Source organism: Candidatus Palauibacter sp., from assembly GCF_965261555.1.
GTDB lineage: Bacteria > Gemmatimonadota > Gemmatimonadetes > Palauibacterales > Palauibacteraceae > Palauibacter.
Window position 1 is genome coordinate 3,146,905 of sequence record NZ_OZ253465.1, and the last position, 26,873, is coordinate 3,173,777.

Annotated in this window: 19 protein-coding genes and 1 riboswitch; of the genes, 10 read left to right on the plus strand and 9 right to left on the minus strand. The window is 69.0% G+C overall.

Annotation, left to right across the window (positions count from 1 at the left end; translation table 11 throughout):
* Positions 1-168 precede the first annotated feature (168 nt).
* Positions 169-1,071: a hypothetical protein gene (locus ACQY5G_RS13770; RefSeq protein WP_428274869.1), complete on the plus strand. Its 903-nt coding sequence runs from the start codon at positions 169-171 to the stop codon at positions 1,069-1,071.
* A 35-nt stretch (positions 1,072-1,106) separates the two neighbouring features.
* On the opposite strand, the gene ACQY5G_RS13775 is transcribed toward ACQY5G_RS13770, so the two are convergent.
* Positions 1,107-1,541: a type II toxin-antitoxin system VapC family toxin gene (locus tag ACQY5G_RS13775; RefSeq protein WP_428274871.1), complete on the minus strand. Its 435-nt coding sequence runs from the start codon at positions 1,539-1,541 to the stop codon at positions 1,107-1,109.
* Positions 1,502-1,783, minus strand: a complete 282-nt coding sequence (locus tag ACQY5G_RS13780; RefSeq protein ID WP_428274872.1) for a type II toxin-antitoxin system Phd/YefM family antitoxin — start codon at positions 1,781-1,783, stop codon at positions 1,502-1,504. The genes ACQY5G_RS13775 and ACQY5G_RS13780 overlap by 40 nt, the downstream gene beginning before the upstream one ends.
* 200 nt (positions 1,784-1,983) lie before the next feature.
* On the opposite strand from ACQY5G_RS13780, the gene ACQY5G_RS13785 reads away from it, so the two are divergent.
* Positions 1,984-2,937 (plus strand): aldo/keto reductase, encoded by a 954-nt coding sequence (locus ACQY5G_RS13785; protein ID WP_428274874.1) that lies wholly within the window; start codon positions 1,984-1,986, stop codon positions 2,935-2,937.
* A 79-nt stretch (positions 2,938-3,016) separates the two neighbouring features.
* Here the strand turns inward: ACQY5G_RS13785 and ACQY5G_RS13790 are convergent, their stop codons facing one another.
* Entirely contained in the window at positions 3,017-6,256 is a 3,240-nt protein-coding gene (locus ACQY5G_RS13790) for a WD40/YVTN/BNR-like repeat-containing protein (protein ID WP_428274876.1), read from the minus strand.
* 83 nt (positions 6,257-6,339) lie between these two features.
* Positions 6,340-6,780, minus strand: coding sequence for a Bor/Iss family lipoprotein (locus ACQY5G_RS13795; RefSeq protein ID WP_428274878.1), 441 nt, complete (start codon positions 6,778-6,780; stop codon positions 6,340-6,342).
* 146 nt (positions 6,781-6,926) lie between these two features.
* Between ACQY5G_RS13795 and pheA the strand changes: the two genes are divergently transcribed.
* Complete coding sequence (pheA, locus tag ACQY5G_RS13800) at positions 6,927-7,814, plus strand: prephenate dehydratase (RefSeq protein ID WP_428274880.1); 888 nt, start codon at positions 6,927-6,929, stop codon at positions 7,812-7,814.
* Between the two features lie 13 nt (positions 7,815-7,827).
* On the opposite strand, the gene ACQY5G_RS13805 is transcribed toward pheA, so the two are convergent.
* From ACQY5G_RS13805 to metH, 4 genes are all read right to left on the minus strand, one after another.
* On the minus strand, positions 7,828-9,219 hold the full coding sequence (locus ACQY5G_RS13805) for an amidase (protein WP_428274882.1): 1,392 nt from the start codon (positions 9,217-9,219) through the stop codon (positions 7,828-7,830).
* 4 nt (positions 9,220-9,223) lie between these two features.
* Positions 9,224-10,192, minus strand: a complete 969-nt coding sequence (locus ACQY5G_RS13810; RefSeq protein ID WP_428274884.1) for a hypothetical protein — start codon at positions 10,190-10,192, stop codon at positions 9,224-9,226.
* A 124-nt stretch (positions 10,193-10,316) separates the two neighbouring features.
* The gene (locus ACQY5G_RS13815; protein ID WP_428274886.1) at positions 10,317-12,161 is read right to left on the minus strand and encodes a bifunctional homocysteine S-methyltransferase/methylenetetrahydrofolate reductase; all 1,845 of its coding nucleotides are present in this window, start codon (positions 12,159-12,161) and stop codon (positions 10,317-10,319) included.
* Positions 12,158-15,856 carry a methionine synthase gene (metH, locus tag ACQY5G_RS13820; RefSeq protein WP_428278706.1) on the minus strand — a complete coding sequence of 1,233 codons (3,699 nt, stop codon included), beginning with the start codon at positions 15,854-15,856 and terminating at the stop codon, positions 12,158-12,160. Before metH ends, ACQY5G_RS13815 begins: the two co-directional genes overlap by 4 nt.
* A gap of 104 nt (positions 15,857-15,960) precedes the next feature.
* A riboswitch (SAM riboswitch) is annotated at positions 15,961-16,034 on the minus strand.
* 95 nt (positions 16,035-16,129) lie between these two features.
* Between metH and ACQY5G_RS13825 the strand changes: the two genes are divergently transcribed.
* The 7 genes from ACQY5G_RS13825 (at position 16,130) to ACQY5G_RS13855 (ending at position 25,140) form a co-directional block, all read left to right on the plus strand.
* Positions 16,130-18,928, plus strand: a complete 2,799-nt coding sequence (locus ACQY5G_RS13825) for a DUF5916 domain-containing protein (protein ID WP_428274888.1) — start codon at positions 16,130-16,132, stop codon at positions 18,926-18,928.
* Positions 18,929-19,105: 177 nt separating this feature from the next.
* A complete protein-coding gene (menC, locus tag ACQY5G_RS13830; RefSeq protein ID WP_428274890.1) occupies positions 19,106-20,263 on the plus strand; it encodes an o-succinylbenzoate synthase in 1,158 nt (385 codons plus the stop codon).
* Positions 20,260-21,072: a GNAT family N-acetyltransferase gene (locus ACQY5G_RS13835; protein WP_428274892.1), complete on the plus strand. Its 813-nt coding sequence runs from the start codon at positions 20,260-20,262 to the stop codon at positions 21,070-21,072. The genes menC and ACQY5G_RS13835 overlap by 4 nt, the downstream gene beginning before the upstream one ends.
* A 4-nt stretch (positions 21,073-21,076) precedes the next feature.
* Positions 21,077-23,203: a S9 family peptidase gene (locus ACQY5G_RS13840; RefSeq protein ID WP_428274893.1), complete on the plus strand. Its 2,127-nt coding sequence runs from the start codon at positions 21,077-21,079 to the stop codon at positions 23,201-23,203.
* Positions 23,200-23,979, plus strand: a complete 780-nt coding sequence (locus tag ACQY5G_RS13845; protein ID WP_428274895.1) for an SDR family NAD(P)-dependent oxidoreductase — start codon at positions 23,200-23,202, stop codon at positions 23,977-23,979. Before ACQY5G_RS13840 ends, ACQY5G_RS13845 begins: the two co-directional genes overlap by 4 nt.
* Positions 23,980-24,060: 81 nt before the next feature.
* Positions 24,061-24,639, plus strand: coding sequence for a PadR family transcriptional regulator (locus ACQY5G_RS13850; protein ID WP_428274897.1), 579 nt, complete (start codon positions 24,061-24,063; stop codon positions 24,637-24,639).
* Positions 24,640-24,642: 3 nt separating this feature from the next.
* Positions 24,643-25,140 (plus strand): hypothetical protein, encoded by a 498-nt coding sequence (locus tag ACQY5G_RS13855; RefSeq protein ID WP_428274899.1) that lies wholly within the window; start codon positions 24,643-24,645, stop codon positions 25,138-25,140.
* An 18-nt stretch (positions 25,141-25,158) separates the two neighbouring features.
* Here ACQY5G_RS13855 and ACQY5G_RS13860 read toward each other — a convergent pair whose 3' ends face one another.
* Positions 25,159-26,850, minus strand: a complete 1,692-nt coding sequence (locus ACQY5G_RS13860; protein WP_428274901.1) for an alanine/glycine:cation symporter family protein — start codon at positions 26,848-26,850, stop codon at positions 25,159-25,161.
* Positions 26,851-26,873 lie beyond the last annotated feature (23 nt).

A 26,873-nucleotide genomic window follows, 5' to 3' on the forward strand; every position in this document is an offset into this window, starting at 1 on the left:
CGCAGTGCCACACGGGGCCGGCCCGCGTTGCCGTCACCCGCGGGACCCCGCCCGAAACGGAACGCGGCCGCCGCCGCTTTGCAACGGGGCTCGGGATGCGCATCCTCTCCCGGTCCGTGAACCGATCCGAAGCTGGAACCACCTGCGCGCAAGGCAGGATCTTCCGTCGTGAACGAACCGCCAGTCGATCCGGAAACGCCGTCGGGGAGCCGCTTCGTCCAGCGATTGCGGGGACACGAGCCGACGATGACGGTCGAACTGCGGCCGCCTCGAAGCGGGCTAAGCCGCGGCGGCGCGATGGACATGTGGATCGACCTCTCCCATGCCATTCGGGGTCTCGCGGCGCGCGACGCGTTTCTCATGCTCACGGACGGCGCCGTGGGCGAGGAGGAGGAGGAAAATCTCCAGCACCTGACGGCCAACCTCGCGAACGAGGTCGAACCGTGGCGGGTCGTTCCGTTCCTGACGTGTCTCCACCCGCTCGACTACTGCCTGCGCTACGGCGACCGGGCGCGGGCGCGCGGCGTCGAGAGTCTCACCGTGACGGGGGGCGACCGAGTGCGCGGAGCCGACCGGTGCGTGCCCCACGGCTACATGCTTCGACACCGGCTTCGGGAACGGGCGAAGGGGCTGTCGCTCGGCGGCTGGGTCAACCTCCACCGCCCGGTCGCCGAGCAGATCGGTTTCGCGACGGCCCCGGAGTTCGAGGCGGACTACTACCTCACGCAGGTCGTTTCGCACCACGATCTGGCGCGGGCGGAGCGCTGGCTGGAAGGCGCGGAGCGCGAGGGTCTCGAGATGCCGGGCTCGTTCGGCGTCTTCTACTACCGGAACGGCCGCCGGAAGGTATTGGAACGGCTATCCCGCTTTTTCCCGGTACCGGTTGAAGCGGTGGCTTCGGCCTTCGAAGCGGGAGTCACGCCGGAGCGGCACTGTGCGGAGACGATCGTCGCCCTCCGGCGCCTGGGGGCGGCGCACGCCTACCTGTGCAACCTCGCCCCGAATACCGCCGCCACCCGGTTCGACCGCATCATGGCCGAGGTCGCCGCCATCGAAACCGGGGAGGGTTGACCTCTCCCGAGATACGAGATTCCTCTGCCAGGGCCCTACTCCGAGGCGTCGATCCGGTTCAGCTTGCCGGGCCACTCGAGGATCTGCGAGTCCGCCGTCAACAGTTGGTGTCCTTCGAGAGCCGTCGCGACGATCAGCCGATCGGCCGGATCGCCGCGCAGGCCGGGAAGCAGCCCTGCCCGCACGCCGATGAGACCGTTCACCGGGAGTTCGACGAGTCCCTGGGCGAGAAGGTCGCGACGCCACGCCTCCGGGTCCGCAAAAAGATCGAACCGCCCCCCGTGGAGGCGCATGGCAACCTCCCAGAAGGAGATGGCCGAGACTGCGGCGTGTCTCCGCGGTAACGCACGCTCGATCGTACGCCGCGCCCGCCGCCCGAGACGACGATCTCCACTTCTGAGCCATAGGAGGACGTGCGTGTCGAGCAGGATCAAAAGAGGTCGTCCCCGTCGTCCCCGTCGTCCCACCACTCCCGGGGCATCGGCCCCACGATATCGCCCCGGATCCGGATGATGTCGCGATCTCGCCCGAACCAGGACTCCGGTGTCTCGTCGCAGGGGACGAGCTTCGAGACGGGGCGGCCGTGCTTCGTGATCACGATCTCTTCGCCGGTCTCGGCGACTTCATCCATGAGCTTCAGACACTTCGCTTTGAACTCCGATGCCTTGATGGTCCGCGGGACGCCCGCGGGCCCCTCGTGATCTGCTTCCATCCGTCCGCTCCGAAGCTGTCCGACGCCTTCAACGCGCCTTCAATAGAACCATGGTCATGACCATGGTCAAATCGTTCGTCAAGCCGGCGCCCGGAGCCGGCACAGCGGTTGGGCGGCGTGAAGTGTTACCCGACCGTCGACGCTGTTTATGGGCACGCTTGATGCCTCGGCCACAACCCCAGCACGAGGAAGATCCGAAGATGTTCACTCGACGCGACTGGATCCGCTCCACGGCCGCCGCGGGCGCGGCCCTCTCCCTGAACCCCCGCATCCTGCGCGCGTTCGCGAGCCAGGAGATGATCACGCGACCCGTCCCCTCCACCGGCGAGGAGTTGCCGATCGTCGGCCTGGGCAGTTCCGCGACCTTCCAGCGCGTGGCCCGCGGCGACGACGTGACGCAGCTCGAAGAAGTCATGCAGGCGCTGGTCGACGGCGGCGGGTCGGTTTTCGACACGGCTCCCAGCTACGGCTCCTCCGAGGAGGTCGCAGGCGACATCTGCCAGAGACTCGGGATCTCCGATCGCGTCTTCTGGGCGACGAAGGTCAACGTGGCCCGGCGCGGTGGCGGATCCGCGGATCCGGAGGCGGCGCGGGCCCAGATCGAACGCTCGTTCGAGTACTTCGGCGTCCCCGTCATCGACTGCATCCAGGTCCATAATCTGGGCGATCCGCCGGTACAGGTGGGGATCCTCGAGGAGCTGAAGGCGGCCGGACGCGTCCGCTACATTGGCATCACCTCCACGAGCAAGCGGCAGTACCCTGCGCTCATTCAGGCCATGCAGGACTATCCCCTCGACTTCATCGGCATCGACTACGCGGTCGACAACGTGAGCGCGGCCGAGGAAATCCTGCCGCTCGCGGCGGAGCGGAGGATCGGCGTGCTGGTTTACGTGCCGTTCGGACGCTCCCGGCTCTGGTCGCGCGTGGGAGACCGCGAGGTGCCGGAGTGGGCGAGCGAGTTCGACGCCCACTCGTGGGCCCAGTTCTTCATCAAGTTCGCGGCCGCGCACCCCGCCGTGACCGTGGTGACGCCCGCGACGAGCCGGGCGGAACACATGGTGGACAACCTCGGCGGCGGGATGGGCCGACTCCCCGACGACGATCAGCAGCAACGCATGGTCGAGTTCGTGAACCAGCTCCCGGAAGCCGGCTGAACGACCGGCCCCGGAAGGCTTGAACGGAGGCCCGGGAGGACGTTCCACGCCGGAACGTGACCCCCGGGCCTTCCGCCGTTCAGGAGACGAGTTCGACCGACTCGTCCGCCGGGTCCACCGGCGCCAGCCCCAGCCGCTCGAGTTCGCGGTTCACCGCCGCCAGCTCCACCCGCCAGACCTCCTCGAGGCGGGTCGTGTAGCCCTCTAGTTCGGCCACCATGATCTCGAACACCTCGTACATCCCGCTCCCGGGCCGGCCATCCCCGCGCTCCGACATCGAGAGCAGGTTCGCGAGCCGGTTGTTCACCCGGATCGGGAAGTTCAGCGGATCCTGGTTGCTGCGGTTCCGCACCTGGTAGATGTCGCCCTCCACCGCGGAAGCGGCCGTCCGCAGCGCGTCCGAGGCTTCCGCGAGCGCGGCGTCGTCCGACGCTTCGAGTCGGTCGTCCAGCTGCGACTTCACGCGCCGGATGGCGATCACGGCCGAGTTGGCCTCGTGCACCCGCGCCCGGATCCGCATCCCGAACTCGAACTGCTCCTCCAGGTCCTCGTCCGTCACATCTTCGATCCAGGGATGCCGGGCGACCGCGACCTCCGTCGTTCGCACCTCGCCATCCGCGGTCAGCCGCACCGTGTACGTCCCCGGCGGCACGGCGGGCGACATCGTGCGCACGCCCCACAGGATCATGCCGGGGAAGGTCGCGGCGGGCGCGGTTCGAAGATCCCACTGCAGCATGTTGAGCCCCGCTTCGGCCGGCATCGCGGGTCCGGCCCAGCGGTCGCGGGCCGGGGGTGCCGCCTCCTCGCCCTCCTCCGCCGCCGCGTCCTCCGTCGCCGGATCCGGGGGCGGGGCCGGTTCATAGGTCCGCAAGACGGTGCCCGACGCGTCGAGAATCTCGAGCTGGGCCTCCTGCGGCGCCTCCCGGAACCACCACGAGAGCGTCACGCCGTTGGCAGAGCGGTACGCGGTGGCCGGATCGAAGAGCGCGACCGCCTCCTCCGTCAGCCCGGGGCGAGCCTGCCGCAGCGGCGCCAGGTTGTCGAGCACCCAGAACCCGCGGCCGTGGCTCGCGATCGCCAGTTCGTTGTGCTCCACGATCACGTCCGAGACCGGCAGGTCCGGGAACCCGGGGTTCAACCCCTGCCAGTTCGCCCCGTCGTCGTACGACACGTACATGCCGTGCTGCGTCCCGGCGTACAGCAACCCTTCCCGGTTCGGGTCCTCGCGGACGGCGTGCACGTAGGCGTCGTCGCGGATCCCGTCCACGATCTTCGTCCACGTGGCCCCGTAGTCGTCCGTCTTCCAGATGTAGGGCGAGAAGTCGTTCAGGAGCGGCTTCCGGACGGAGATATACGCGCGGCCCGCCTCGAACGCCGACGCGTCGATCTGGCTCACGCGGCCGAAGTCCGGCATGTCCGGCGGCGTCACGTCCGTCCACGTCTCGCCGCCGTCTCGCGTCACGTGCACGAGGCCGTCGTCCGACCCCGTCCAGATCACGCCGATGTCCACCTTGCCCGGTCCGACCGAGAAGATCGTGGCGTAGACTTCGGGCCCGTTCATGTCGCCGGTGATCGGTCCGCCGGAATGGCCCAGCGTCATCGGGTCGGCGCGCGTGAGGTCGCCGCTGATCGCCTCCCAGTCGTCACCCCCGTTCGTCGTCTTCCAGAGCCGGTTCGACGACGCGTAGAGGACGTTCGGGTCGAGGGAGGAGAAGATGATGGGGAACGTCCACTGCCAGCGTTCCACCATCTCGCTCGCCGGTTCGCCCGAGTAGAACCAGGGATAGGGATTCACCTCGCGCGACGTGCCGAGGCGCCGGTTGAAGCGGTCGATGTACCGCCCGTTGTTCGTCCCCGAGAAGAAGACGTCGAGATCCTTCGGGTCCGGCGCGATGTAGCCGGGTTCCCCGCCGCCTGCCCGGTACGCGACGTTCATCGATCCTTCGGTGACGCTGCGGGGCTCCCCGCCGCCGAAGCCCGGCGCCTCGCCGAAGCCGAAGCGGTTCGCGTTCCAGGCGGATGGCAGGCAGAGCGTCGAGTTGTCCTGCTGCGAACCGCAGACGTGGAAGGGCACGTGGGCCGTCGTCACGCCGTGATAGAACTGGGCCGTCGAAAACTCCTGGTCCGTCCAGCGCTGGCCCGTCTCGAAGCTGACCGCCCCGCCCCCGTCGTTCGCCACGACGAGGTGCGCGGGGTCCTCCGGGCTGATCCAGAGGTCGTGGAAGTCCCCGTGCGTGCCGTTGTTGATGACCTCGTACGTATTGCCGCCATCCGTCGAGCGGAAGAACGACGTGTTCTGCACGTACACGACGTCGGGATCGTGGTGGTCGGCGAACACGTGCGTGTAGTAGAAGGCCCGCTGCCGGATGCGGCGCTCGTCGTTGACCAGTTCCCATGTGTCGCCGCCGTCGTCGCTACGGAACAGCCCTCCGTCCGCGTGCTCGAACAGGGCGTACACGCGCCCCGAATTCGCGCTCGAGACCGCCAGCCCGATCTTCCCCACGACTCCGGACTCCGGCATGCCGGGGTTCCGGGTGATCTCCGTCCACGTGTCGCCCCCATCGGTGCTCTTGAACATCCCGCTTCCGGGGCCGCCGGAGGACATCGTGTATTCCTTGCGGAAGGCCTCCCACAGCGCCACGTAGATCACGTCGGGGTTGTTCCGGTCGATCGCGATGTCGACCGCACCCGTGCGCTCATCGCGAAAGAGGATGCGCTCCCAGGTGTCGCCGCCATCGGTGCTCCGGAAGAGGCCGCGCTCTTCACTCGGCACGCTGTATTTTCCGAACGACGCGACGTAGACGATGTTCGGATCCGTGGGATGGATCCGGATGTTTGCGATGGCGTCGGATTCGGAGAACCCGACGTGTTCCCACGTCTCACCCGCGTCCCGGCTCCGGTACACGCCGTCGCCCGGCATGATGTTGCCGCGGATGCAGGTCTCCCCCGTGCCGATGAAGATGAGATCCGGCTCGGTCTCGGAGACGGCGACCGCCCCGATCGAAGCCGATGAGATCTTGAAATCGGTGACCGGGAACCAGTTCTCGCCCCCGTCGGTCGTCTTCCACAGTCCCCCGCCGGTGGCGCCGAAATACGCCTCCTGCGGCCGCCCGACGACGCCGCTCGTGGCGATGGAACGCCCGCCCCGGTCGGGACCGAGATTCCGCCAGCGGTATCCCGCCAGAAACGCGGAATCGAGCGTGATCGCGCCGGGGGCGACTTCCTGCGCCGCGAGCGGGCTCGAGTGGCCGGGACCGGTGAACGGTACGAACAGCGAAAGTGCCAGCAGCGAAGAGAACAGACGCGCGATGCGGTTCATGGCGTGGCTCCGGGCGTAGTCGACGATGACGGCTGATCGTCCGCCGAAGATACACCGCTGGAGGGACGGCGGAAGGCGGCCCCTCAACCTCCGTCGGAACCGCCGGAGGGTTTCTTCGGGGTCTCGGACGTCTCTTCGGCGGATGTCTCTTCGGCAGACGTCTCTTTGGCGGATGTCTCTTCGGCAGACGTCTCGTCGGCGGGCGTCTCTTCGGTGCCCCCGCACGTCACGATGATTTCCATGGGTGAGTAGATGCCGAGCGTGAGCGTCGAAACGAGCTGGTTCAAGAAGGAGATCCGTGTTTCGACCATCGCCACGCCGCCCTCGCCGCACCTCTCGCCGACCTCCACATGGTCGGGCGCCACGAGTCCGCCCACGTAACTGTCCGCCCACTTGTCTTCGACCTTCCGCAGCCCGGGGTCGATACCGGTCTTCACAACCGCGTGGTGGGTTGCACAGCCGGTGGACAGAGAGACGGCAACGATCGTTGCGATAAGGCGGCTCATCGTGGCGGTGCGGCTCATTTTGCGGTGCCCCTTCCCCTGCGGTTCGAGTCATGCGCCCCTGACGGGACGCACCTTTTCCGTTCCCCTCGTCTCCACATAGACGATCGAAGGGGCGCCGGGGTCACGACAACCCCGCGACCGACGTATCTTGCCGGATGAACGCGATGCGCGGCAGTGCGCGGAAGCTTGCGGAGGCGGCTTGGGGAGTCGGGCGCGGACGGGCGAAGGTCGGCTACCTCGGGCCTCCCGGAACCTTCAGCCAGCAGGCGGCGATGACGTACGATCCGATGGCGCGGCACGTGCCGTTCGGGGACATCGCGAGCGTCGTGCAGGCGGCGGAGGTGGGGGACATCGACGAGGCGATCGTCCCGCTGGAGAACAGTACGGAAGGCCCCGTCACCCTGACGACCGACCTCCTCGTCCACCACACCGACCTCCGGATCCGGCGTGAGGTCGTCCTTCCGATCCACCACTGCCTGCTGACCGAGGGCGGCGTCGATTTCGACAAGATAAGGGTCGTCTACTCCCACCCGCAGGCGCTCGCCCAGTGCCGGGAATATCTGGCGCGCCGGCTTCCGAGGGCGGAAGCCATCGCCTCGCTGAGCACCGTGCGGGCCGTGCAGGACATGCAGATCCACGGGCGGGGGGCGGCGGCCATATCGAGCATGCGGGCGGCCGAGGTTCTCCGCGCCTTCGTGCGCGAAGGCCACATCGAGGACATCCCGGGGAACCGCACCCGGTTCGTCGTGCTGGCGCCCGAGGATCACGAGCCGACGGGGAAGGACAAGACCTCGATCTGCTTCGACTTCGAAGCCGACGGTCCGGGCACGCTCTACCTGTCGCTCGGCGAGCTGGCGGAGCGGCGGATCAACATGTTGAAGATCGAATCGCGCCCCGCGAAGAGCAGCCTCGGACGGTACATCTTCCTCATCGATTTCGAAGGGCACCGTACGGACCGGTTCGTAGCGCAAGCGCTGGACGGAATCAGGGAGCGTGCGTCGTCCTTCAAGATCCTGGGATCCTACCCGAAGGCGGCGACGCCGGAAGCCTGAGAAACCCGGCTCGTTATCGGGCGACCCTCGGCGGCATCCCCAGTCGCGTCAGGTTCGTCCCGAGGACGCGCTCCACGGCGGCGGCCCGAGCGAGGAGTTCGAGATCCGTGCCGGAGGGTCCCATCAGCTGCAGGCCGACGGGCATGCCTTCTCCGTCCAGCCCGGCGGGAAGCGAGATCGCGCACATGTCGAGCATGCTGGCGGGGCACGTGCCGGAGAGCATGGCGCGGTTGGCCTTCCGGTAGGCATCGAGCCGCGCGAGAGTCGCGAGCGGCGGCGGCGAGATCGGGAGCGTGGGCGCGGCGAGGAGATCGATCCGTTCCGCATCGAGCCGGTCGTGAAGGTCGGCCGAGAGCCGGCGGCGGTGCTGGTGAGCGGCGATATACTCGAGCGCCGGCACCCCGCCCGCCGCTTCCAGCCGCGTGCCGATGATCGGATCCAGAAGTGGGATCCAGTCGGGCAACTCGCGTTGGAGGAACTCCACGAACTCGGGTTGGACGATGGGTCCGGTGAGGTAGCGTTCCGCCGCCTCGTCCAGCTCGGGAGCCTCGATGTCGAGCACGTCCGCGCCGGCGGCGCGCAGCTCTTCCAGCGCACCCTCGACCACGGCCGCGATCGCAGAGTCCGCATCCGCCCACAGACGGGAAGCGGGAACCCCGATCCTCAGCCCCGAAACCCCTTCCGGGACCGGGTCGGCCGGCGCGTCGCCGGTGCGCGCGAGCGAGTCGATGGCGCGGAAGGCGTAGCGCAGGTCCTCCACGGTGTGGGCGAGCATCCCCACCGTGTCGAGCGATGGGCTGAGGGGGACGACGCCGGTCGTCGGCCAGCGGCCGGTGGTGGGTCGGAGGCCCACGACCCCGGTCGCCGACGCGGGGATGCGGATCGAGCCCCCCGTGTCCGTGCCGAGGGCGATCCGGGCCGAACCTTCCCACAGACTCACCCCCGCGCCCGCGGACGACCCTCCCGGGGCCCGGTGCTCGACCGGATCCCACGGGTTCACGGGCGTCCCCGTGTTGGGGTTCAGCCCGACACCGCCGAAGGCGAACTCGACGGTGTGCGTCTTGCCGGCGAAGATGGCGCCCAGCCGGCGCAGCGACGCCACGAGGAAACCTTCGGGCCAGGCGGGGAGCGCCCGCTTCGTACCGGCGTACAGCGGGTATCCGTCGAGGGCATACAGATCCTTGACGGACACCGTGACGCCGGCGAGGGGGCCCGGATCATCGCCGCGGCCGGCGGCGGCGTCGATGGCGTCGGCCTGCCGCCGCAGCGCCCCGGCGTCGAACGCGATGTACGCGTTCAGATCGCTGGCCTCGTGGCGACGGATCGCGGCGTCCGCCTCGCCACGCGCCCCCCCGCGACCCCTTCGGACGTCCGCCGCGACGCGCCGGAGGGGCGCGCGATTCACCGCGCTAGAGCCGATATTTCATGTTGGCGCTCACCGCCCAGTATCCCAGGCGAGAGAAGTCCAGCGTGGAGATGAACGGTGAGACCCCATCCGCATGTACCGGGGCGTGGCTGCGGATCGTCGTCCACTGCGCGTCGTCCACGCTCACGTCGGGCGTCTGCATCCAGCGGCCTCTCAGACCGATGGAGACCTGGTCGGAGAGCGCGTAATCGGCGCCGGCCAGAAGCTGGAACCCCAGTCCGATCTCGGACACATCCGTCGCCAGCTCGCTGACCGTTCCCGCCGCGGCGCGCTGCCAGTCGGGCGAGGCGCCGGGATCGGCGCGCGACCCCCCGAAGACCTCCAGATAGCCCTCCGCGATCGACTTGCGGGCAAAGCCGAGGTAATAGCGATAGGCAACCTGGGAGAGTCCGCCGCCCACCCCGACATAGGGCGTCAGGCGGCTCCCCGTCGGCAGCGACCAGGTGAGATTGGCGAAGAACTGCCGCCCCCGGAACTCGGAGATGTCGCCCCACGGCGGCCGCGCCGGGCTCCATTCCGTCTCCTTGCCCGTGATCGCGGCTCCCGCCTGCGTGCCCAGCGTCAGGAGGGTGTTATGGATGACCTGGTGCCGCTGGAGCGCTTCCACCTCGATGTTGAGCGGCCCCAGCGCGTATCCGACGGCGAGGCTGCCGGTCAGTCCCAACTCCGGGTCGTACGAGTACAGGCCGCCCAGTTCGGTGCCCGCGAGGCAGCCCGCATCCCGGGGCGCGTCGGCGAGGCTGGGGTAGAGCAGCCGGTCGCAACGGGTGGGGCTGTTGGGCCCGGACAGCGCCGCCTCGGTACCGGCGCCCTGGGCGAACCCCACGTCCGTCGAAAGGTAGAGCCCGCGCGAATCCTGCGCGGAAAGGGTCGAAGCCCCGGCGAGCATCGCCGCGGCGAGGAAGGTCCCGGCCGCGAAGATCCGCCGCCGGCTTGATCCCGAATATCGCATGATCGTTCCTGCTCTCATATGGAGTTTGTCGCTGCTTCCAGAGGGAGGCAGCGGAAAGGCCCACCTTACGAATAGAAAACATGCGGCATGTGGAAGGAGGGTGCCACATTTCCGAGACACCACACTAGAGTTCCGCGAGCACTGCGGCGGCCCGATCAACCTCGTTTCCAGGCGTGCTGACGAGTGCGCCCGCCACATGGGGCCGGATCGCATCCAGCACCTCGCGAGCCACGTCGACACCTGCGCGCGCGGCCGCCTCGGCCCCGCGATCCCGGGCTCGCGCCATTCGCTCCAGCACCCCGGGCGGCACGTCGACGCCCGGCACCTCGTGCGCCAGGAACTCCGCGTTCTCCAGCGACAGCGGGGGCCAGAGACCCACGAGAAGCGGCACGCCGAAGCCCTCGATCTCGCGTACGAAGGCGAGGAACGTCTCCGGGTCGAAGATGGGCTGCGTGACGGCGAAGTCCGCGCCCGCCTCGGCCTTCCAGGCAAAGCGCCGGATCTCTTCCTCCGGGTCGACGGCGCCGGGATTCACGGCGACCCCCTTCACGAACGAGGTCGGGGCGCCGATCGAACTCCCTCCCGGATCGAGGCCGAGGTTGAGCTGCCGGACGATGTTCGTGAGTCCTATGCTGTCGATGTCGTACACGCCGCCCGTGTCGTAGGGGCCTCCGCGCGGTGGGTCGCCGGTGATGAGAAAGACGTTGCGGAGGCCGGCCGCGGCGGCGCCGAGGAGGTCGCTCAGCATGCCGAGCATGTTGCGGTCGCGGCAGCTGTAGTGCGGGACCGTCTCCATGCCGAGTTCGCGCTCGATGACGATCGCGGCGGGCAGCGAGGCGATGCGGCTCCGGTGGGCGGGGCCGTCGACGACGTGGACGGCGTGCACGCCGGCGTCGCGGAGCCGGGCGGCTCCCGCCACCAGCTCGCGCGGATCCCAGCCGTGCGGCGGCGTCAACTCCACCGCCCCGACGAACTCGCCGCGCGCGAGACGGCGTCCGAGTGCCGAGCGGTCCGCGAGCGGCGGCGGCTCCGCCGCCCCGCGATCCCCCGCCTCGCTCGGCGAGGAGACGGTCACGCGAGCCGGTCCGGGGCCGTCGGTCCCGAGCAGCGTCGCCGTCAGTCGCGTGTGTTCGGGCGACGTGCCGCAGCACCCGCCCACGAAGCGGGCCCCCGTCTCCACCATGCGCCGGGCGTAGCGGGCCATGTATTCCGGACTCGCGAGGTAGATCTTCCGGTCCCCGATGTCGCGTGGCAGCCCCGCGTTGGGCGACGCCGACACCGGCCGCGACGTCGCCGCCACCATCCGCTCCACGCCGAGCAGCATCGAGGACGGGCCGACCGAACAGTTGAGCCCAATGACGTCCGCCCCGGCCCCTTCCAGCGCCGCCGCCGCGGCTTCGATCGTGGCGCCGTACTCCGTGTGGCCCGCGTCTCCGAAGGTCATCTGGGCGAAGACCGGCGCCTCCCCCGCAACCTTCCGCACCGCCCGCACGGCCTGCAGCAGTTCGTCGAGATCGGAGAACGTCTCGAGCATGAAGCCGTCGACGCCGCCTTCCGCGAGCCCGGCGACCTGTCTCCCGAAGAGGTCGGTCGCCTCATCCACCGACGTGGGGCCCCACGGTTCGATGCGGATGCCGAGCGGACCGATCGCCCCGAGCACTTCGGCGCGCTCTCCGGCCGCCCGCCGGGCCAGGCGCGCCGCCGCCACGTTGATCTCGTGCACGGACGGCTCGAGGCCGAACGGTTCGAGTTTGACGGGGTTCGCGCCGAAGGTGTTCGTCTCGATGAGTTGCGCCCCGGCCCGCACGTAGTCGGCGTGGACGCCGAGCACGAGGTCGGGCTCCGAGAGGTTCAGTTCGTCGTAGCACTGGTTCACGAAGACGCCGCTCTCGTAGAGCACCGTCCCCATCGCGCCGTCGATCAGGCGGACCCCGTCTCCCGCGATCCACTCCCGCAGCCGGCCGCTCATGCCGTCGCCTCCGGAACCGGCTCCCGGTCGTACGCGAGGTTCGGCGAAAGGCGGCGCTCCGCCTCGGCGAGCGAGATCCCGCTCCGCGCGGCGTAATCCTCCACCTGGTCGCGCCCGATGCGGCCGAGGCCGAAGTACCGGGCCTCCGGCCGCGCGAAGTACCACCCGGACACCGAGGCGGCGGGGTGCATGGCGTAGTTTTCCGTGAGGGCGATCCCGATTCGGCGCTCCACCTCGAGAAGGTCGAAGAGGAGCGCTTTCTGCGAGTGGTCGGGACACGCCGGATAACCGGGGGCCGGACGGATCCCGACGTAGCGCTCCGCGATCCGCGCCTCGTTGTCGAGCGCTTCGTCCCGGGCGTAGCCCCAGAGTTCCGTCCGCACGATCTCGTGCAGGCGCTCGGCCAGCGCCTCGGCCAGCCGGTCGGCGAGCGACTTCGCGAGGAGGCTCTGGTAATCGTCCGCCGCCGCCTCGAAGCGGGCGCAGAGCGCCTCGAGGCCGATCCCGGCCGTCACGGCGAAGGCGCCGCTCCAGTCGGTGGCGCCGGACATCTCGGGCAGGACGAAATCGGCCAGGCTGACGTTCGCACCCGCCGAGCGGTCCATCTGCTGCCGGAGGTGCGGAACCCGCAGCAGCTCGCGGCGGCCGCCCTCCGGGGAGAAGAGGACGAGGTCGTCCCCCCGCGCGCCGGCCGGATACAGCCCGGCGACCGCCCGCGCCTTCAGGGACTCGTCGGCGACGATCCGGTCGAGCAGCCCGCGGGCATCATCGTACAGCGACCGCGCCGCCGCCCCTCGTTCGGGATGATCGAGCAGCGCGGGGAAGCGTCCCTTCATCTCCCATGTCCGGAAGAAGGGGGTCCAGTCGATGTATTCGACCAGTTCCTCCAGCGGGAACGGATCGTACACGTGTACGCCGGGTTCCCGGGGGAACGGCACCTCCACGGCCGCGTCGACCGAAAGCCGGTTCGCGCGGGCTCGCTCGAGCGTGGCGAGCGGGCGCCTCCCTTCCCGGTACTCGGCCCGCACGCGCCGGTACTCGGCGCGGGTCCGCTCCACGAAGTCCGCGCCGCCGTCGGCGCCCAGGAGCTTGCCCACGACCCCGACGGCCCGCGAGGCGTCGAGCACGTGCACGGTCGCCCCCGAGTACCGTTCCTCGATCTTGACGGCGGTGTGCTTCCGCGAGGTCGTCGCGCCTCCGATGAGGAGGGGCACCGCGAACTCCTGCCGTTCCATCTCGCTCGCCACCCGCACCATCTCGTCCAGCGACGGCGTGATCAGGCCGCTGAGCCCGATCGCGTCCGCGCCGTGGGCTCTCGCCTCCGCAAGAATGCGGTCCGGAGGGACCATGACGCCGAGATCCACGGTGTCGTAGCCGTTACACTGAAGCACGACGCCGACGATATTCTTCCCGATGTCGTGGACGTCCCCCTTCACCGTCGCGAGGAGAATCGTTCCCTTCCCCTTCCGGATCATCCCTTCGGAACCCGAGTTCCCGCCCGCCGCGGAGGTCGCCCGTGCCGCCTTCTCCGCCTCCAGGTGAGGGACGAGGAAGGCGACGGCCCGCTTCATCACGCGCGCCGACTTCACGACCTGCGGCAGGAACATGCGGCCGCTCCCGAACAGGTCGCCGACGCGGTTCATCCCCGCCATGAGCGGCCCCTCGATGACCTCCAGCGCCTTGCCGTACAGGAGACGGGCCTCCTCGGCGTCCTCTTCGATGTGTTCGACGATCCCTTCCACGAGCGCGTGCTCGAGCCGCGCCTCGACGCCCTCCGAACGCCAGGCGTCGTCCACCCGGGTCTCGATCCCCTCGTCCCGGATCCGGCCCGCGAGATCCGTCAGCCGCTCCGTCGCGTCGGGCCGGCGGGCGAGGAGGACATCTTCCACCGCTTCGAGCAGTTCCGGGTCGATGTCGTCGTAGAGCGGAAGCCGTCCCGCGTTCACGATCCCCATGTCGAGTCCGGCCGCGATCGCGTGGTACAGGAAGGCCGTGTGCATCGCCTCGCGCACGGCGTCGTTTCCCCGATAGGAGAAGGAGATGTTGCTGATTCCGCCGCTCGTCATCGCGCCGGGGAGTTCGTTCTTGATCCGGCGGACGGCCTCGATGAAGGCGACCCCGTACCCGTCGTGTTCCGCGATCCCCGTCCCCACGGCGAAGACGTTGGGATCGAAGATGATCTCCCCCGGGCGGAACCCGGCGCCGAGCAGGAGGCGGTAGGCGCGGGCGCAGATCTCCAGCTTGCGGTCCACCGTGTCCGCCTGCCCCTGTTCGTCGAAGGCCATGACGATGACGCCGGCCCCGTAGCGGCGGATGAGGCTCGCCTGCTCGAGAAACGCCTCCTCCCCCTCCTTGAGCGAGATCGAGTTCACGACGGCCCTTCCCTGCGTACACTTCAGCCCCGCCTCGATGACCTCCCAGCGCGAGGAGTCGATGACCGTCGGGATGCGGGCGATGTCGGGTTCCGCCGCGATGAGGTTCAGGAAGCGCGTCATCGCGGCCTCGGAGTCCAGGAGGCCCTCGTCCATGTTCACGTCGAGAAGTTGCGCGCCGTTCAGCACCTGGTCGCGCGCGACCTCGACCGCTTCGTCGAAGTCGTCCTCGCGGATCAGCCGCGCGAAGCGGGCCGAGCCCGTGACGTTCGTGCGCTCGCCGATGTTCACGAACAGCGTGTCGGGCCGGATCGCGAGCGGCTCGAGACCCGAGAAGCGGGGCAGCGGATCGATCACGGGCACGGGTCGCGGCGGCACGCCGTTCACGCGCTCCCCGATCGCCCGGATGTGTTCCAGCTCCGTCCCGCAGCAGCCGCCGACGAGGTTGAGGAGCCCGCGATCCGCGAAATTGCCCAGCAGGTCGGACATATGGGCGGGCGTATCGTCGTAGCCGCCGAACTCGTTCGGGAGGCCCGCGTTGGGGTGGCAGCCCACGGGGACGTCGGCCACGGCGGAGAGTTCCGCGACGTAGGGCTCGAGTTCCTCGGCTCCGAGCGCACAGTTGAGACCGACGAAGAGGGGGTCGGCGTGACGGATCGAGAGCCAGAACGCCTCGACCGTCTGCCCCGAGAGCGTGCGTCCCGACAGGTCCGTGATCGTTCCCGAAACGGCGATGGGGAGCTCTTCGCCAAGCTCCGCGCCGAGTTCGAGGATGCCGCAGATCGCAGCCTTCGCGTTGAGCGTGTCGAACACCGTCTCGACGAGCAGCACGTCGGCGCCGCCTTCCACCAGCCCCTCCGCCTGCAGGCGGTACGCGGCGGCCAGTTCATCGAACGTGACGGCGCGGAAGGCGGGGTCTTCCACGTCCGGAGAGAGGGACGCCGTCCGGTTCGTCGGCCCCAGGCACCCGAGTACGAAGCGGGGTCGGGTCGGGTCTCCGCGCGTGAAGTCGTCGGCGGCCCGGCGTGCTAGCCGCGCGGCCGCCACGTTGAGTTCACGGATCAGGTGCTCGTTGCCGTGTTCGGGCGAGATGCCGTAGTCCGCCTGGGAGATGGCCTGGGCGTTGAAGGTGTTCGTCGTGATGAAATCGGCCCCGGCCTCCAGGTAGCTGCGGTGGAGGGACGCGATGTCGTCGGGACGGGTGAGGCACAGCACGTCGTGGTTCCCGAACAGCGGCTGCGGATGGTCCGCGAGCGGGCCCGCGCGATAGGCCGCCTCGTCGAGGCCCAGCCGCTGGATCATCGTTCCCGTGCCGCCATCCATCAGGAGGATGCGCCGGTCGAGCGCCTCCCGAATCTGTGCGACCCGTTTTCTTCGGCCTTCGGACACGACGTTCACCCCAAAAAAAAGCCCGGTCGCCAAAGAATCGCGCCCGGGGCGTGGCTCTTTAGCGATTGTTTTGCGTGGCTGCAATCCGCCTCAAATCACCACGTCCGGATTCCCCCGGCAGACGCCAAACTAGCGCTCTCGCGGCGCCGACGAAACTTGGATCGGACCCCATTAAACGATGTCGCGGGAAGATGTGTCTGGCCTTACATGCAAAACTGGCGTCTGGCGAGCCGCGCGGTGCTCCTCTCCGCGGCTCTCGCGATAAACGGGGTGGGGTGGGGGCTTCACGGGCAGCAGGAGGGGCTCTCACCGCCCGAAGGACCCGAAGCGACCGTCTTCAGGGGAGGCGTGTATCCGGCGGCCGTGGATGCGGTGCGTCGCGAGGGCGCGCTCTCGATCGACGGCCGACTCGACGATCCGGCGTGGCAACCGGCCCCCATCATCACCGACTTCGTCCAGGGCGTCCCGCTGGAGGGAGCGGAGCCGTCCGAGCCCACCGAGGTCCGGGTCGTGTTCGACGACGGAGCGATCTACGTCGCCGCCCGCATGTACGAGAGCGACCCGCGCGTGATCCGGGCGCGTCTCACCCGTCGGGATGAACGGGGTTCCTTCGATTCCTTCAAGCTCTCCCTCGATCCGAACCGGGACGGGCTGACCGGCTACGAGTTCGAGGTCAGCGCCGCCGGCGCCGAGACGGACCGGTACCTGTTCGGCGATACCCAGGAAGACGTGAACTGGGACGCGATCTGGGACTCCGCGGTGCAGGTCGACGACCGGGGGTGGACGGTGGAGATGCGGATTCCGCTCTCCCAGATCCGCTACGAAGCCCGCCCCGGCATGCAGACGTGGGGCATCAACTTCGAGCGGCGGCGTCTCGAAACCAACGAAACGGACTACTTCGCCCTGCAGTCGCGCACGGCCCGGGGGCGAGTCAGCCAGTTCGGCACGATCGACGGTCTGCAACTCCCCCGCTCGAGCCGGAGGTTCGAGGTTCGGCCCTTCGCCGTGTCCCAGTACCACACCGCCCCCGCGACGCCGGGGAATCCGCTGTTCGACGGCAAGGAGATGGAGCCGCGCGGGGGGCTCGACATGAGCATGGGGATCGGCTCCGCCTTCAGCCTCGATGCGACGGTTTATCCGGACTTCGGCCAGGTGGAGGTGGACCCCGAGGTCATCAACCTCACGGCGTTCGAGACGTTTTTCCCGGAGAAACGCCCCTTCTTCGTGCGCGACGCGCAGATCTTCACCTTCGCCGGCTCGCGCGGCGGCCGCTTCGGCGGCGGGAAGGCGCTCTTCTTCAGCCGGCGGATCGGACGGGAACCGCGGGGATCCGGACCTTACGAAGCGGACTTTCACGACGAGCCCCATGTGACGTCGATCCTGGGGGCGGCGAAGCTTACGGGCAGAACCCGGAGTGGTCTCTCCGTGGGCGCCCTGGCGGCGGTCACCGGACAGGAGATGGGGCAGGCGTTTTTTGCCGAGGACGATTCCCTCGGAAGGTTCGTGGCCGAGCCCCAGGCCGAGCACGCGGTCGTTCGGCTGCAGCAGGATTTCCGCGGCGGCGCGAGCAAGGTCGGCGTCATCGGGACCGGACTCAAACGGGAACTCCCGGGCGACGGATCGTTCGATTTTCTCCCCTCGGAGGCGTTCAGTTTCGGGGTCGATTTCGAACACCAGTGGGGCGGACGCCGCGGACGCGACTACCGTCTCTGGGGTTTTTACTCGGGCAGCCTCGTGCAGGGTTCGAGCGAGGCGCTCCTCCGGCTGCAGCGCAATCCCACCCACTACTACCAGCGGCCCGACGCGACCTATCTGGCGGTCGACTCCACGGCCACGTCCATGTTCGGGAGCGACTGGCGCGTCCAGCTCGAGAAGGAGGGCGAGCACTGGACGTGGGGGGCGTGGGCGGGCCAGCAGACCCCCGGTTTCGAGGTCAACGACTTCGGTTTCCTGACCACCGGGGAGCGGCTCGACGTGGGAGCCCGCATCGGGTATCGGGAGATCAGGCCGGGCGACCTCTTCCGGAATTACAACATCAGCCTCTTCACCTACCACAACTTCCGCCATTCGCTGCTGGAGAAGACGTGGGGTCCGGACCACTTCCGCCGGGCCTACGACACGGGCGCGGCGTGGATGAGCGGAAGGTTCACCTTCCTGAACAACTGGGCCTTCAACCTCAACCTCTCGTATTCGCCCGAATCCCAGTCCGATACGCAGACCCGCGGCGGTCCGCTCATGACCGAACCCGCGGAATTCAACGTGCGGGTGGACGCGAACACGGACCGGAGCCGGTCGTTCCACGTGTCGCCGCGTTTCTCGTACCGCGTGGCGGCGCAGGGACGGGGGCACGACTTCAACACGGGCCTGAACATTTCCTACCGGCCGCTTCCGAACTGGCGGTTTTCGCTGAGCCCGAACTACACGGACAGGCGGGATGCGGCGCAGTACGTGACGCGGACGAGCACCCTCGACTACCTGCCGACATACGGGACGCGATACCTGTTCGGAGACCTCCAGCGGACGGGGTTCTCGATGGAGACCCGGCTGAACGTGTCCTTCACGCCCGACATCAGCCTGCAGCTCTATGCGCAGCCTCTCCTCTCCGCGGGTGACTATCTCGGCTATCGACAGCTGGAGGCCCCCGGATCGTTCGACTTTGTCGAATACGCCGAGGGGCGGGCCTACCGCTTCAACGGCGTCGTCACCGGCTGCACGGACGGGACGACGTGCGCCTTCAACGGCTCGCGCTACTTCGACTTCGACGGCGACGGCACGCTGGACTACTCCACCCGGGACCGCGACTTCAACATCCGTTCGCTGCGTGGCAACGCGGTGTTCCGCTGGGAGTACCGCCCGGGGTCCGAGCTTTTCCTGGTGTGGCAGCACGCGCGCCGCGAGAGCGTCCCGCTCGGCAGTTTCGACCTCAATCGAGACCTCGAGGGGTTGTTCCTCGCGCCGGCCGAGAACGTCTTCATCGTGAAGGTGAGTCACTACCTCTCCATCTGACCCGCCCCGCCGAGCCCGGATTCTGGCGCGAGCCGTGCGGCAACGGCTAACGTCCCGCCAGCCGACCGGGTCTTTCCGCGGCTGGTGGACCCCGACCGTACGGGGCTCCCGTGCCGACGCCGGATCGGGCCCGGAGCGATGAGTTGCGGAGCGACCCACCCCACGGAGACGAACGCCTTGCCGACGAGTCCTCTGTACCTGACGGACGTCACGCTGAGGGAGATCGAACTCCCGCTCCGGGAGCGGTTCATCATCTCGTCCGGATGGGTCGAGAACCGCCGCATCCTTCTCCTTGAACTCCGCGACGAGAGCGGCGCCACGGCCTGGTCGGAGTGCGTGTGCGGGGAGGAGCCGAACTACTCCCCCGAGACCGTGGACACCGCGCGGCTGGCGTTGCGGCGATGGCTGCTGCCGCGGGTGCTGGGGCGGGAACTCGAGGGCCCGGAGGCGGTCAGGCCCCTTCTGGACGAGGGCGTTCAGGGCCACCCCATGGCCAAGGCCGCGATCGAGATGGGCATCTGGGGCCTGAGCGCCGAAGTCCGGAGCGTCTCGCTGTCGGAGCTCGTCGGAGGGACCCGGGACCGGGTGGCGACGGGCATCTCGCTCGGTCTCCAGCCTTCACCCGCCGCGCTGGTCGAGAAGGCGCGGCAGGCGGTCGAGCAGGGCTACGGGAAGGTCAAGCTCAAGATCAGCCCGGAGAAGGACATCGAGTACGTCGCGGCGGTGCGCGAGGCGCTGGGGCCCGACCGTGAACTCGCCGTCGACGCGAACGCCGCCTACACGCTGGACGACGCGGATCGCCTGGCGGAACTCGACGCCTTCGGCCTGATCATGATCGAGCAGCCGCTGGCCGCCGGCGACCTCGTGCGCCATGCCCGGCTCCAGGAACGGCTCGCCACCCCCGTCTGCCTCGACGAATCGATCGTGGACCCCCCGTCATGCGAGGACATGCTGGCGCTCGGCAGCGGGCGGATCGTGAACATCAAGCCGGGCCGCGTCGGCGGGTTCCTGAACTCCCGGGAGATCCACGACATCTCGGCACGGGCCGGGGTTCCGGTCTGGTGCGGGGGGATGCTCGAGAGCGGGATCGGGCGGGCCTACAACGTAGCGCTGGCTTCGATGCCGAACTTCCGCCTTCCGGGCGATCTGTCGCCGAGCGCCCGCTACTGGGAACGCGACATCGTCGCCCCCGAGTGGACGATGAGCGCGGATGGCTTCGTGACGGTGCCGCGCGACCGGCCCGGGATCGGCGTCGAGGTGGACATCGAGCGGGTGGAAGCGCTGACGCGACGGAGCGAGACGGTCGCCGCCCCCGGCGTGCGCGTCCCGGCGTGACGGAGTTTCGCGCGCTCGAGACGCTCGATGAGTGGCGTGCGTGCGTGCGGCTCCAGGAGACGACGTGGGGCGAGGGCTTCTCCGACATCGTTCCCGCCTCCGTCCTCCAGGTCTCGCAGAAGATCGGCGGCTTCACGGGCGGCGCGTTCGAGGACGGGCGCATGATCGGCTTCGTCTATTCCCTTCTCGGACGGTTCGAGGGTGTCCCTTCTCACTGGTCGCACATGCTGGCCGTCGAGCCGTCCGCGCGCGGGCGGGGCCTGGGCCGCGATCTGAAGCTGTTTCAGCGGGAGTCTGTCCGGTCCGGCGGCATCCGCACCATCTTCTGGACGTACGACCCAATGGTCGCGCGCAACGCACACTTGAACCTGAACCGGCTCGGTGCGACGGTGCTTCGGTACGCGCCGAACATGTACGGCGCCGATACGGGGAGCCCCTTGCACGCGGGGGGGGAAACCGACCGGTTCATCGTGCGCTGGGATCTCGAGGGCCCGGAGACGCGCCGGGCCCTCGACGACGGATCCCGGCGGTCGGCCCGGCGGCTCCACGTGCCGCTTCCGGATCCGGCCTGCGTCGTGCCCCGGCCGGGAGAAGGCGGCGCGGCGGAGGTCGGACTGCCCGGCGGCGACGAGGTCTTCGTCGAGGTTCCGGCGGATGTCGAATCGCTGCCACCCGACGGGTCGCTCGTGCGGTGGCGCGAAACGGTGCGGGACGCGTTCCTGGCCTATCTCAGGAGGGGCTATGCGGTGGAGAGCCTTGTCAGAAATCCGTCGGCGGACCGGTGTTTCTATGTCCTGCGCCGCAGCTGATCACGTGAACCCGCCGGTCGCGGCGGCCCGCGGCCGGATGTGGACGGCCGGCATCCTGGGGCTCCTCGCCCCTCTCGCTCCGGCGGCTGCCTCGGCCCAGAGCCCGTATTCCGTCGAGGACATCCTCTCCGCGCCCTTCGCCACGGATCTGACCGCCGCACCCGTCGGGGCCGCTTTCGCCTGGGTCCGGTACGATCGGGGCGTCCGCAACCTCTGGGTCGCCGAGGGCCGGGAGTACGTGGGTCGCCGGCTCACGAACTGGACGGAGGACGACGGTCAGGATCTGTCCCAGCTCCGGTTCACACCCGACGGGCGCCAGGTCATCTTCGTGCGCGGAGGCGGACCGAACCGGTCCGGTGAGATCCCGAACCCGCGCTCCGATCCCGAACCGGCGACTCAGATGGTGTGGGTGGCGGGGCTCGACGGGACCTCACGGCCGCTCGCCGAAGGGAGCGCTCCGGCGATCGCGCCGGACGGACGGACGCTCGCGTTCGTCAACCGCGGCCAGATCTTCACGCTTACGCTCGATGGCTCGGCGCCGCCCGGTCCACTCCTCCGCATCCGCGGGAGTGCGAGTTCGCTGGCCTGGTCCCCGGACGGCGGCCGGCTGGCGTTCGTCAGCAACCGCGGGGACCACGCGTTCGTCGGCATCTTCTCGCTGGACGATCGGTCGGTCCGCTATCTGGATCCGAGTCTGGATCGCGACGGCAGCCCCACGTGGGCGCCGGACGGCTCGGCCATCGCCTTCATCCGCGTCCCGAACGAGGGGGCGCAGCTGCCCTTCTCCCCGCTCCGCAGCGCCCTGCCCTGGTCCATCCGGGTGGCGGACCCCGCCACGGGAGAGGCCCGCGTGGTGTGGCAGGCTCCGACGGGGCGCGGGAGCGCCTTTCAGGCCATGACCGGCCCCTCCCTGGTCTGGCTCGCCTCCGACCGGCTCGTCTTCCCCTGGGAACGGGAGGGCTGGCACCAACTCTACTCCGTTGCGGTCACGGGCGGCGAGGCGACGCACCTCACGCCGGGCGAGTTCGAGGTCGAATCCGTGCTCCCTTCGCCGGACGGAGAGTCCGTCTACTACGTCTCCAACGCGGACGACATCGACCGCCGCCACGTGTGGCGGGTGACCGCGGGCGGTCCGCCCGAAGCGTTGACGTCGGGCAACAGCATCGAGTGGAACCCCGCCGTCACCCCCGACGGCGTCCTCGCGTTCCTCGCCGCCGACGGCCGGACCCCGGCCCACGCCGAGGTGGATGCGGGGGGAGAACGACGTCCCCTCGTCGACGGATTCATGCCGGATGCCTTCCCCTTCGAGAGTCTCGTGGAGCCACGGCAGGTGACCTTCGAGTCCGAGGACGGAATTCTGATCCACGGACAACTCTTCCTCCCGCCCGTGTCGGTGGAGGGCGGGCGACACCCGGCCGCGATCTTCTTTCACGGCGGGTCGAGGCGGCAGATGCTCCTCGGCTGGCACTACATGCGCTACTACCACAACGCGTACGCCCTGAACCAGTACCTGGCGAGCCGGGGCTACGTCGTCCTCTCGGTGAATTATCGCAGCGGCACCGGCTACGGGCTCGAGTTCAGGGAGGCGCTGAACTACGGCGCCCGCGGGGCGAGCGAATACCGCGATGTCGTCGCGGCGGCACGCTTCCTCGGGGAACGGGATGATGTGGACGCGACGCGGGTCGGGCTCTGGGGCGGCTCCTACGGCGGCTACCTCACGGCCCTCGGCCTCGCGCGGAATTCGGATCTCTTCGCCGCCGGCGTCGACATCCACGGGGTCCACGACTGGAACATGGTCATCCGCAACTTCGTGCCGTCCTACCAGCCGGAGACGCGCGAGGCCTTCGCCCGGCTCGCGTTCGAATCCTCGCCGATGGCGTGGATCGATGGCTGGCGCTCCCCGGTGCTTCTCATCCACGGAGACGACGACCGCAACGTGCCGTTTTCGGAATCCGTCGACCTCATCGAGTCGCTGCGGAGGCGCGGCGTCGAGGTCGAGCAACTCGTCTTCCCGGACGAGGTCCACGGCTTCCTCCTGCACCGGAACTGGGTCACCGCCTTCGAGCGGTCCGCCGAATTCATGGATGCCCACCTGCGGGAGACCCCGGCCACGGGAGGCGCGAAACCGTGACCTCCCGCATCGCGGGACAGCTTGCGCTCGTCACGGGAGCGAGTTCGGGAATCGGCGAGGCCATCGCCCGCCGCCTGGCCGATGACGGCGCAAACCTCGTGCTCTGGGCTCGCAGGGCGGAGCGCCTCACTCGCCTCGCGGAAGCGATCACGGCGCAGAGCGGGGTCACCGTGGACATCGGCGTCGTCGATATCCGCGACCGCGACGCGGTGCGGGAGGAGGCGGAGCGGCTCGGCGCCGCACTCGGCGTTCCCGACATCCTTGTCAACAACGCGGGCCTCGCCGGCGGCATGGCGCTCGTCCACGACGCCGATGTCGACGACTGGGACCGGATGATCGACACGAACGTGAAGGGACTGCTCTACGTGACGCGCGCATTCCTCCCCGCCATGGTCGAGCGCGATTCGGGTCAGGTCGTCAACATCGGCAGCATCACCGGTCGACAGGTCTATCCCGGCGGGAGCGTTTACGCCGCCACGAAGTACGCCGTGCAGGCGATCACCGAGGGGACGAACCTCGATGTCCTCGGTACCGGCGTCCGCGTGTCGGGCGTCCATCCGGGTCTCGTCGAAACGGAGTTCGCACTCGTGCGCTTCAAGGGCGACGAGGATCGCGCGCGAGCCGTCTACGAGGGGGTCGAGCCACTCACCGGGGCCGACGTCGCCGAGGTCGTCTCCTACGTCGTGAACGCCCCGCCACACGTCAACCTGGCCGACGTCGTCGTGTTCGGGCCAAGCCAGGGGAGCGTACACCACTTCCACCGCGACGGGGGCTGAACCTCCACCCCCCTTGCGTCGTTCCGATATATCGGGTACTATTTCGATATATCGAGACCGGTCGGAAACGGGAGGGGGTAGATGTTCACGAGCAAGGATGGATTCGGCGCCTGGGCAAACTGCAGCGGCCCGGGCGTTTTTCGTTTCGGCGGGGGACTCGCGGGCAATCGGCGCGTGGTTCGGAAGGGGGAGTTGAAGTTCGTCCTCCTCCGCCTCCTCTCCGACGAACCCATGCATGGCTACGAACTGATGCGGCGGCTGGAGGAGGAGTCCGGCGGCCTCTACACGCCGAGTCCGGGCTCCGTCTACCCTACCTTGCAGTTGCTCGAGGACCAGGAGTACGTATCGTCGACACAGGAAGACGGGAAGCGCGTCTACCGGCTGACGGCCGCGGGCCGCGACTTCCTCCAGGAGCACCGCTCCCGCACCCGCGACATCTTCGGCCGCTTCGTCAACATGGGCGAGCGCTTCACGGGGGCCGCGATGCGGGACGTGACGCGCTCGTTCATTCACCTCGCCCAGGTGAGCTTCGAGCGCGCGACGGGCGGACAGGGTGATCCCGAGACGCTTGCAAGAGTGAAGTCGATCCTGGACCGCGCGGCGCGCGAGATCGAGAGCGCGTGGCCGGAGCCCGGCACCGCAGCCTCGCGGGAGGGTTGAGCGATGTTCGAGATCGTCTTCCTGGGAGGCATCGCCGCCGTGATCTACCGGAAACGCGTGCGCGCCGGCGACTGGAGTCGGGGCGACTTCCACCGCGTCCTCGTCGCCGTGGGTCGCGCGGTGAGCCGTGCGGTGGCGACCGTGACGAAATCCTGGCCCGGCCTCATGCGACAGTGCACGGCCGACGTGAAGAGCCTTGCGCGCGACATCACGGGCGCCGTCCGGGGCGGGACCCGGTTTCCGGGCGCCCGCCGGATCCGGCACTCTCGCGTCAAGGTGCCCGCGGCGGACGTCGCCGCGATGAGCGAAGCCGTGACGAGAGCGGAGAGCCGGATCTTCTCCCGACTCCAGCGCCGCTACGTCGCCGGCAGGATCAGCTTCTCCGAGTACGTGGAGGGCGTGCGGCGTCTTCGAAGAGAAGGCGCCGCGCTTCAGGGCCTGGGCGGCACGGCCCCGCCGCGCGCGGACGGCGAGGCCGGGAGGCTGGCGGCGGAGCGCTGACCGCCCCGAGCCGCCAGCCTAGCGGTGCCGCTCCCAGGGGCTGCGGGTGAAGTAGGACTCCGTCATCTCCTTGATCTGAGGCGCGAGGAAGATCAACGCGATCAGGTTCGGGATGATGACGATGGCCAGGAAGATGTCCCCCAGCGACCACACCACGGCGAGCGGCAGCACGGCCCCGACGAAGTGCATCGCGACGAACACGAGCTTGTACGGGATGATCGCGCTCGGCCCGAAGAGGTAGTTCGCGCAGCGGTCGCCGTAGTAACTCCATGAGATCGCGGTCGAGATCGCGAACAGGAAGACCGAGAAGATCACGATGTAGTGACCCCAGTCGCCGAGCGGCGACAGGCCGCGCTGGAAGCCCATCTGCGTGAGGGGCGCGCCGGTCTCGTAGGCCTGCCCGTAGAGGACGGCCAGCTCCCGCCCGTCGTCGGCGATCGCGACGGACCGCGCCGGGTCGACGGCCCCGCTGAACGGCTGCGTCTGCGCCTCGTCCTCGAACAGCTGCGGCACGGAGACCTCGTGCCACGCGAGGTGGGGCTCGCTCGTCACGCCCGGCCGCCCGATCGTATAGCGGATCGTTCCCGTGGGCTCCGTGGGCACGGAGCTTCCGCCCTCGTCGAGCACCACGTAGCTGATGTCCCCGCCTTCCAGTTGGATCGCGGTCGGGATCTGCGAGTTCCACGCGCCCGTCATGATGATGACCAGCGCCGTCATGGTTACGATGACGATCGTATCGATGAACGGCTCGAGCAGCGCGACGACGCCCTCGGAGACCGGCTCGTCCGTCTTCGCCGCCGCGTGCGCGATCGGCGCGGATCCCTGCCCCGCCTCGTTCGAGAACAGTCCGCGCCGCACGCCCCACATGAGCGTGACGAGGAAGGCGCCAACCCCGGTGCCCGCCACGCCGGCGGTCGGGTTGAAGGCTTCGCTGAAGATGAGCGCGAAGGTCGCCGGCACCTCGCCGAGGTTCAGGATGATGATGATCATGGCGGCGGTCACGTAGACGATCGCCATGAACGGAGCGAGGATGCTCGTCACGCGGCCGATGCGCTTGATGCCGCCCAGAATCACCAGGGCGACGATCGTCGAGGTCGTGAGACCGGTGATCCATGTGGCGATCCCGAACTCGGCGAGCATCGCGTCCGCGACCGTATTGGCCTGGTTCGCGTTCCCCGTCATGAACGCCGTCATCCCCAGCATGACGGCGAAGAACGCCGCCACGGGCTTCCAGCGCGGACCGAGCCCCTTCTCGATGTAGTACATCGGTCCGCCCGACACCTTCCCGCTGTATTTCGCGGACGACTCGTCGACCTCGCGGTACTTCTGCGCCAGCGTGACTTCGCTGTACTTCGTCGCCATGCCGAGGAAGGCGGTCATCCACATCCAGAAGAGCGCCCCCGGACCCCCGAGGTGGATGGCGATCGCGGCGCCGGCGATGTTCCCGATGCCCACCGTGGCGCTGAGCGCGGTGGTCAGCGCCTGGAAATGCGACACGTCGCCCGGATCGTTCGGGTCGTCGTATCGGCCCGTGGCCACGGCGACGCCGTGCGCGAACTTGCGGATCTGCGGCAGGCCGAGCCGGAGAGTGAGATAGGTCCCGATCCCGAGGAGGAGCAGGACCTGAAGCGTCAGGCGCTCTCCCCCGATCGTGATCCCGAACTGCGCGACGTTCCGGTCGAGCCAGTCTACGATTGTGGCGAAGTCCATGCGTTGTCCCCGTTGGCGACGAG

What these genes read in the sequence shown, in the direction of transcription:
- ACQY5G_RS13850 (WP_428274897.1), top strand. Translation starts at nt 24,061, where the DNA reads ATGTTCACGAGCAAGGATGGATTCGGCGCCTGGGCAAACTGCAGCGGC.
- ACQY5G_RS13860 (WP_428274901.1), bottom strand. Translation starts at nt 26,850, where the DNA reads ATGGACTTCGCCACAATCGTAGACTGGCTCGACCGGAACGTCGCGCAG.
- ACQY5G_RS13795 (WP_428274878.1), bottom strand. Translation starts at nt 6,780, where the DNA reads ATGAGCCGCACCGCCACGATGAGCCGCCTTATCGCAACGATCGTTGCC.
- metH (WP_428278706.1), bottom strand. Translation starts at nt 15,856, where the DNA reads ATGGATGGCGGCACGGGAACGATGATCCAGCGGCTGGGCCTCGACGAG.
- ACQY5G_RS13785 (WP_428274874.1), top strand. Translation starts at nt 1,984, where the DNA reads ATGTTCACTCGACGCGACTGGATCCGCTCCACGGCCGCCGCGGGCGCG.
- ACQY5G_RS13815 (WP_428274886.1), bottom strand. Translation starts at nt 12,161, where the DNA reads ATGAGCGGCCGGCTGCGGGAGTGGATCGCGGGAGACGGGGTCCGCCTG.
- ACQY5G_RS13780 (WP_428274872.1), bottom strand. Translation starts at nt 1,783, where the DNA reads ATGGAAGCAGATCACGAGGGGCCCGCGGGCGTCCCGCGGACCATCAAG.
- ACQY5G_RS13825 (WP_428274888.1), top strand. Translation starts at nt 16,130, where the DNA reads ATGCAAAACTGGCGTCTGGCGAGCCGCGCGGTGCTCCTCTCCGCGGCT.
- ACQY5G_RS13855 (WP_428274899.1), top strand. Translation starts at nt 24,643, where the DNA reads ATGTTCGAGATCGTCTTCCTGGGAGGCATCGCCGCCGTGATCTACCGG.
- ACQY5G_RS13810 (WP_428274884.1), bottom strand. Translation starts at nt 10,192, where the DNA reads ATGCGATATTCGGGATCAAGCCGGCGGCGGATCTTCGCGGCCGGGACC.
- pheA (WP_428274880.1), top strand. Translation starts at nt 6,927, where the DNA reads ATGCGCGGCAGTGCGCGGAAGCTTGCGGAGGCGGCTTGGGGAGTCGGG.
- ACQY5G_RS13790 (WP_428274876.1), bottom strand. Translation starts at nt 6,256, where the DNA reads ATGAACCGCATCGCGCGTCTGTTCTCTTCGCTGCTGGCACTTTCGCTG.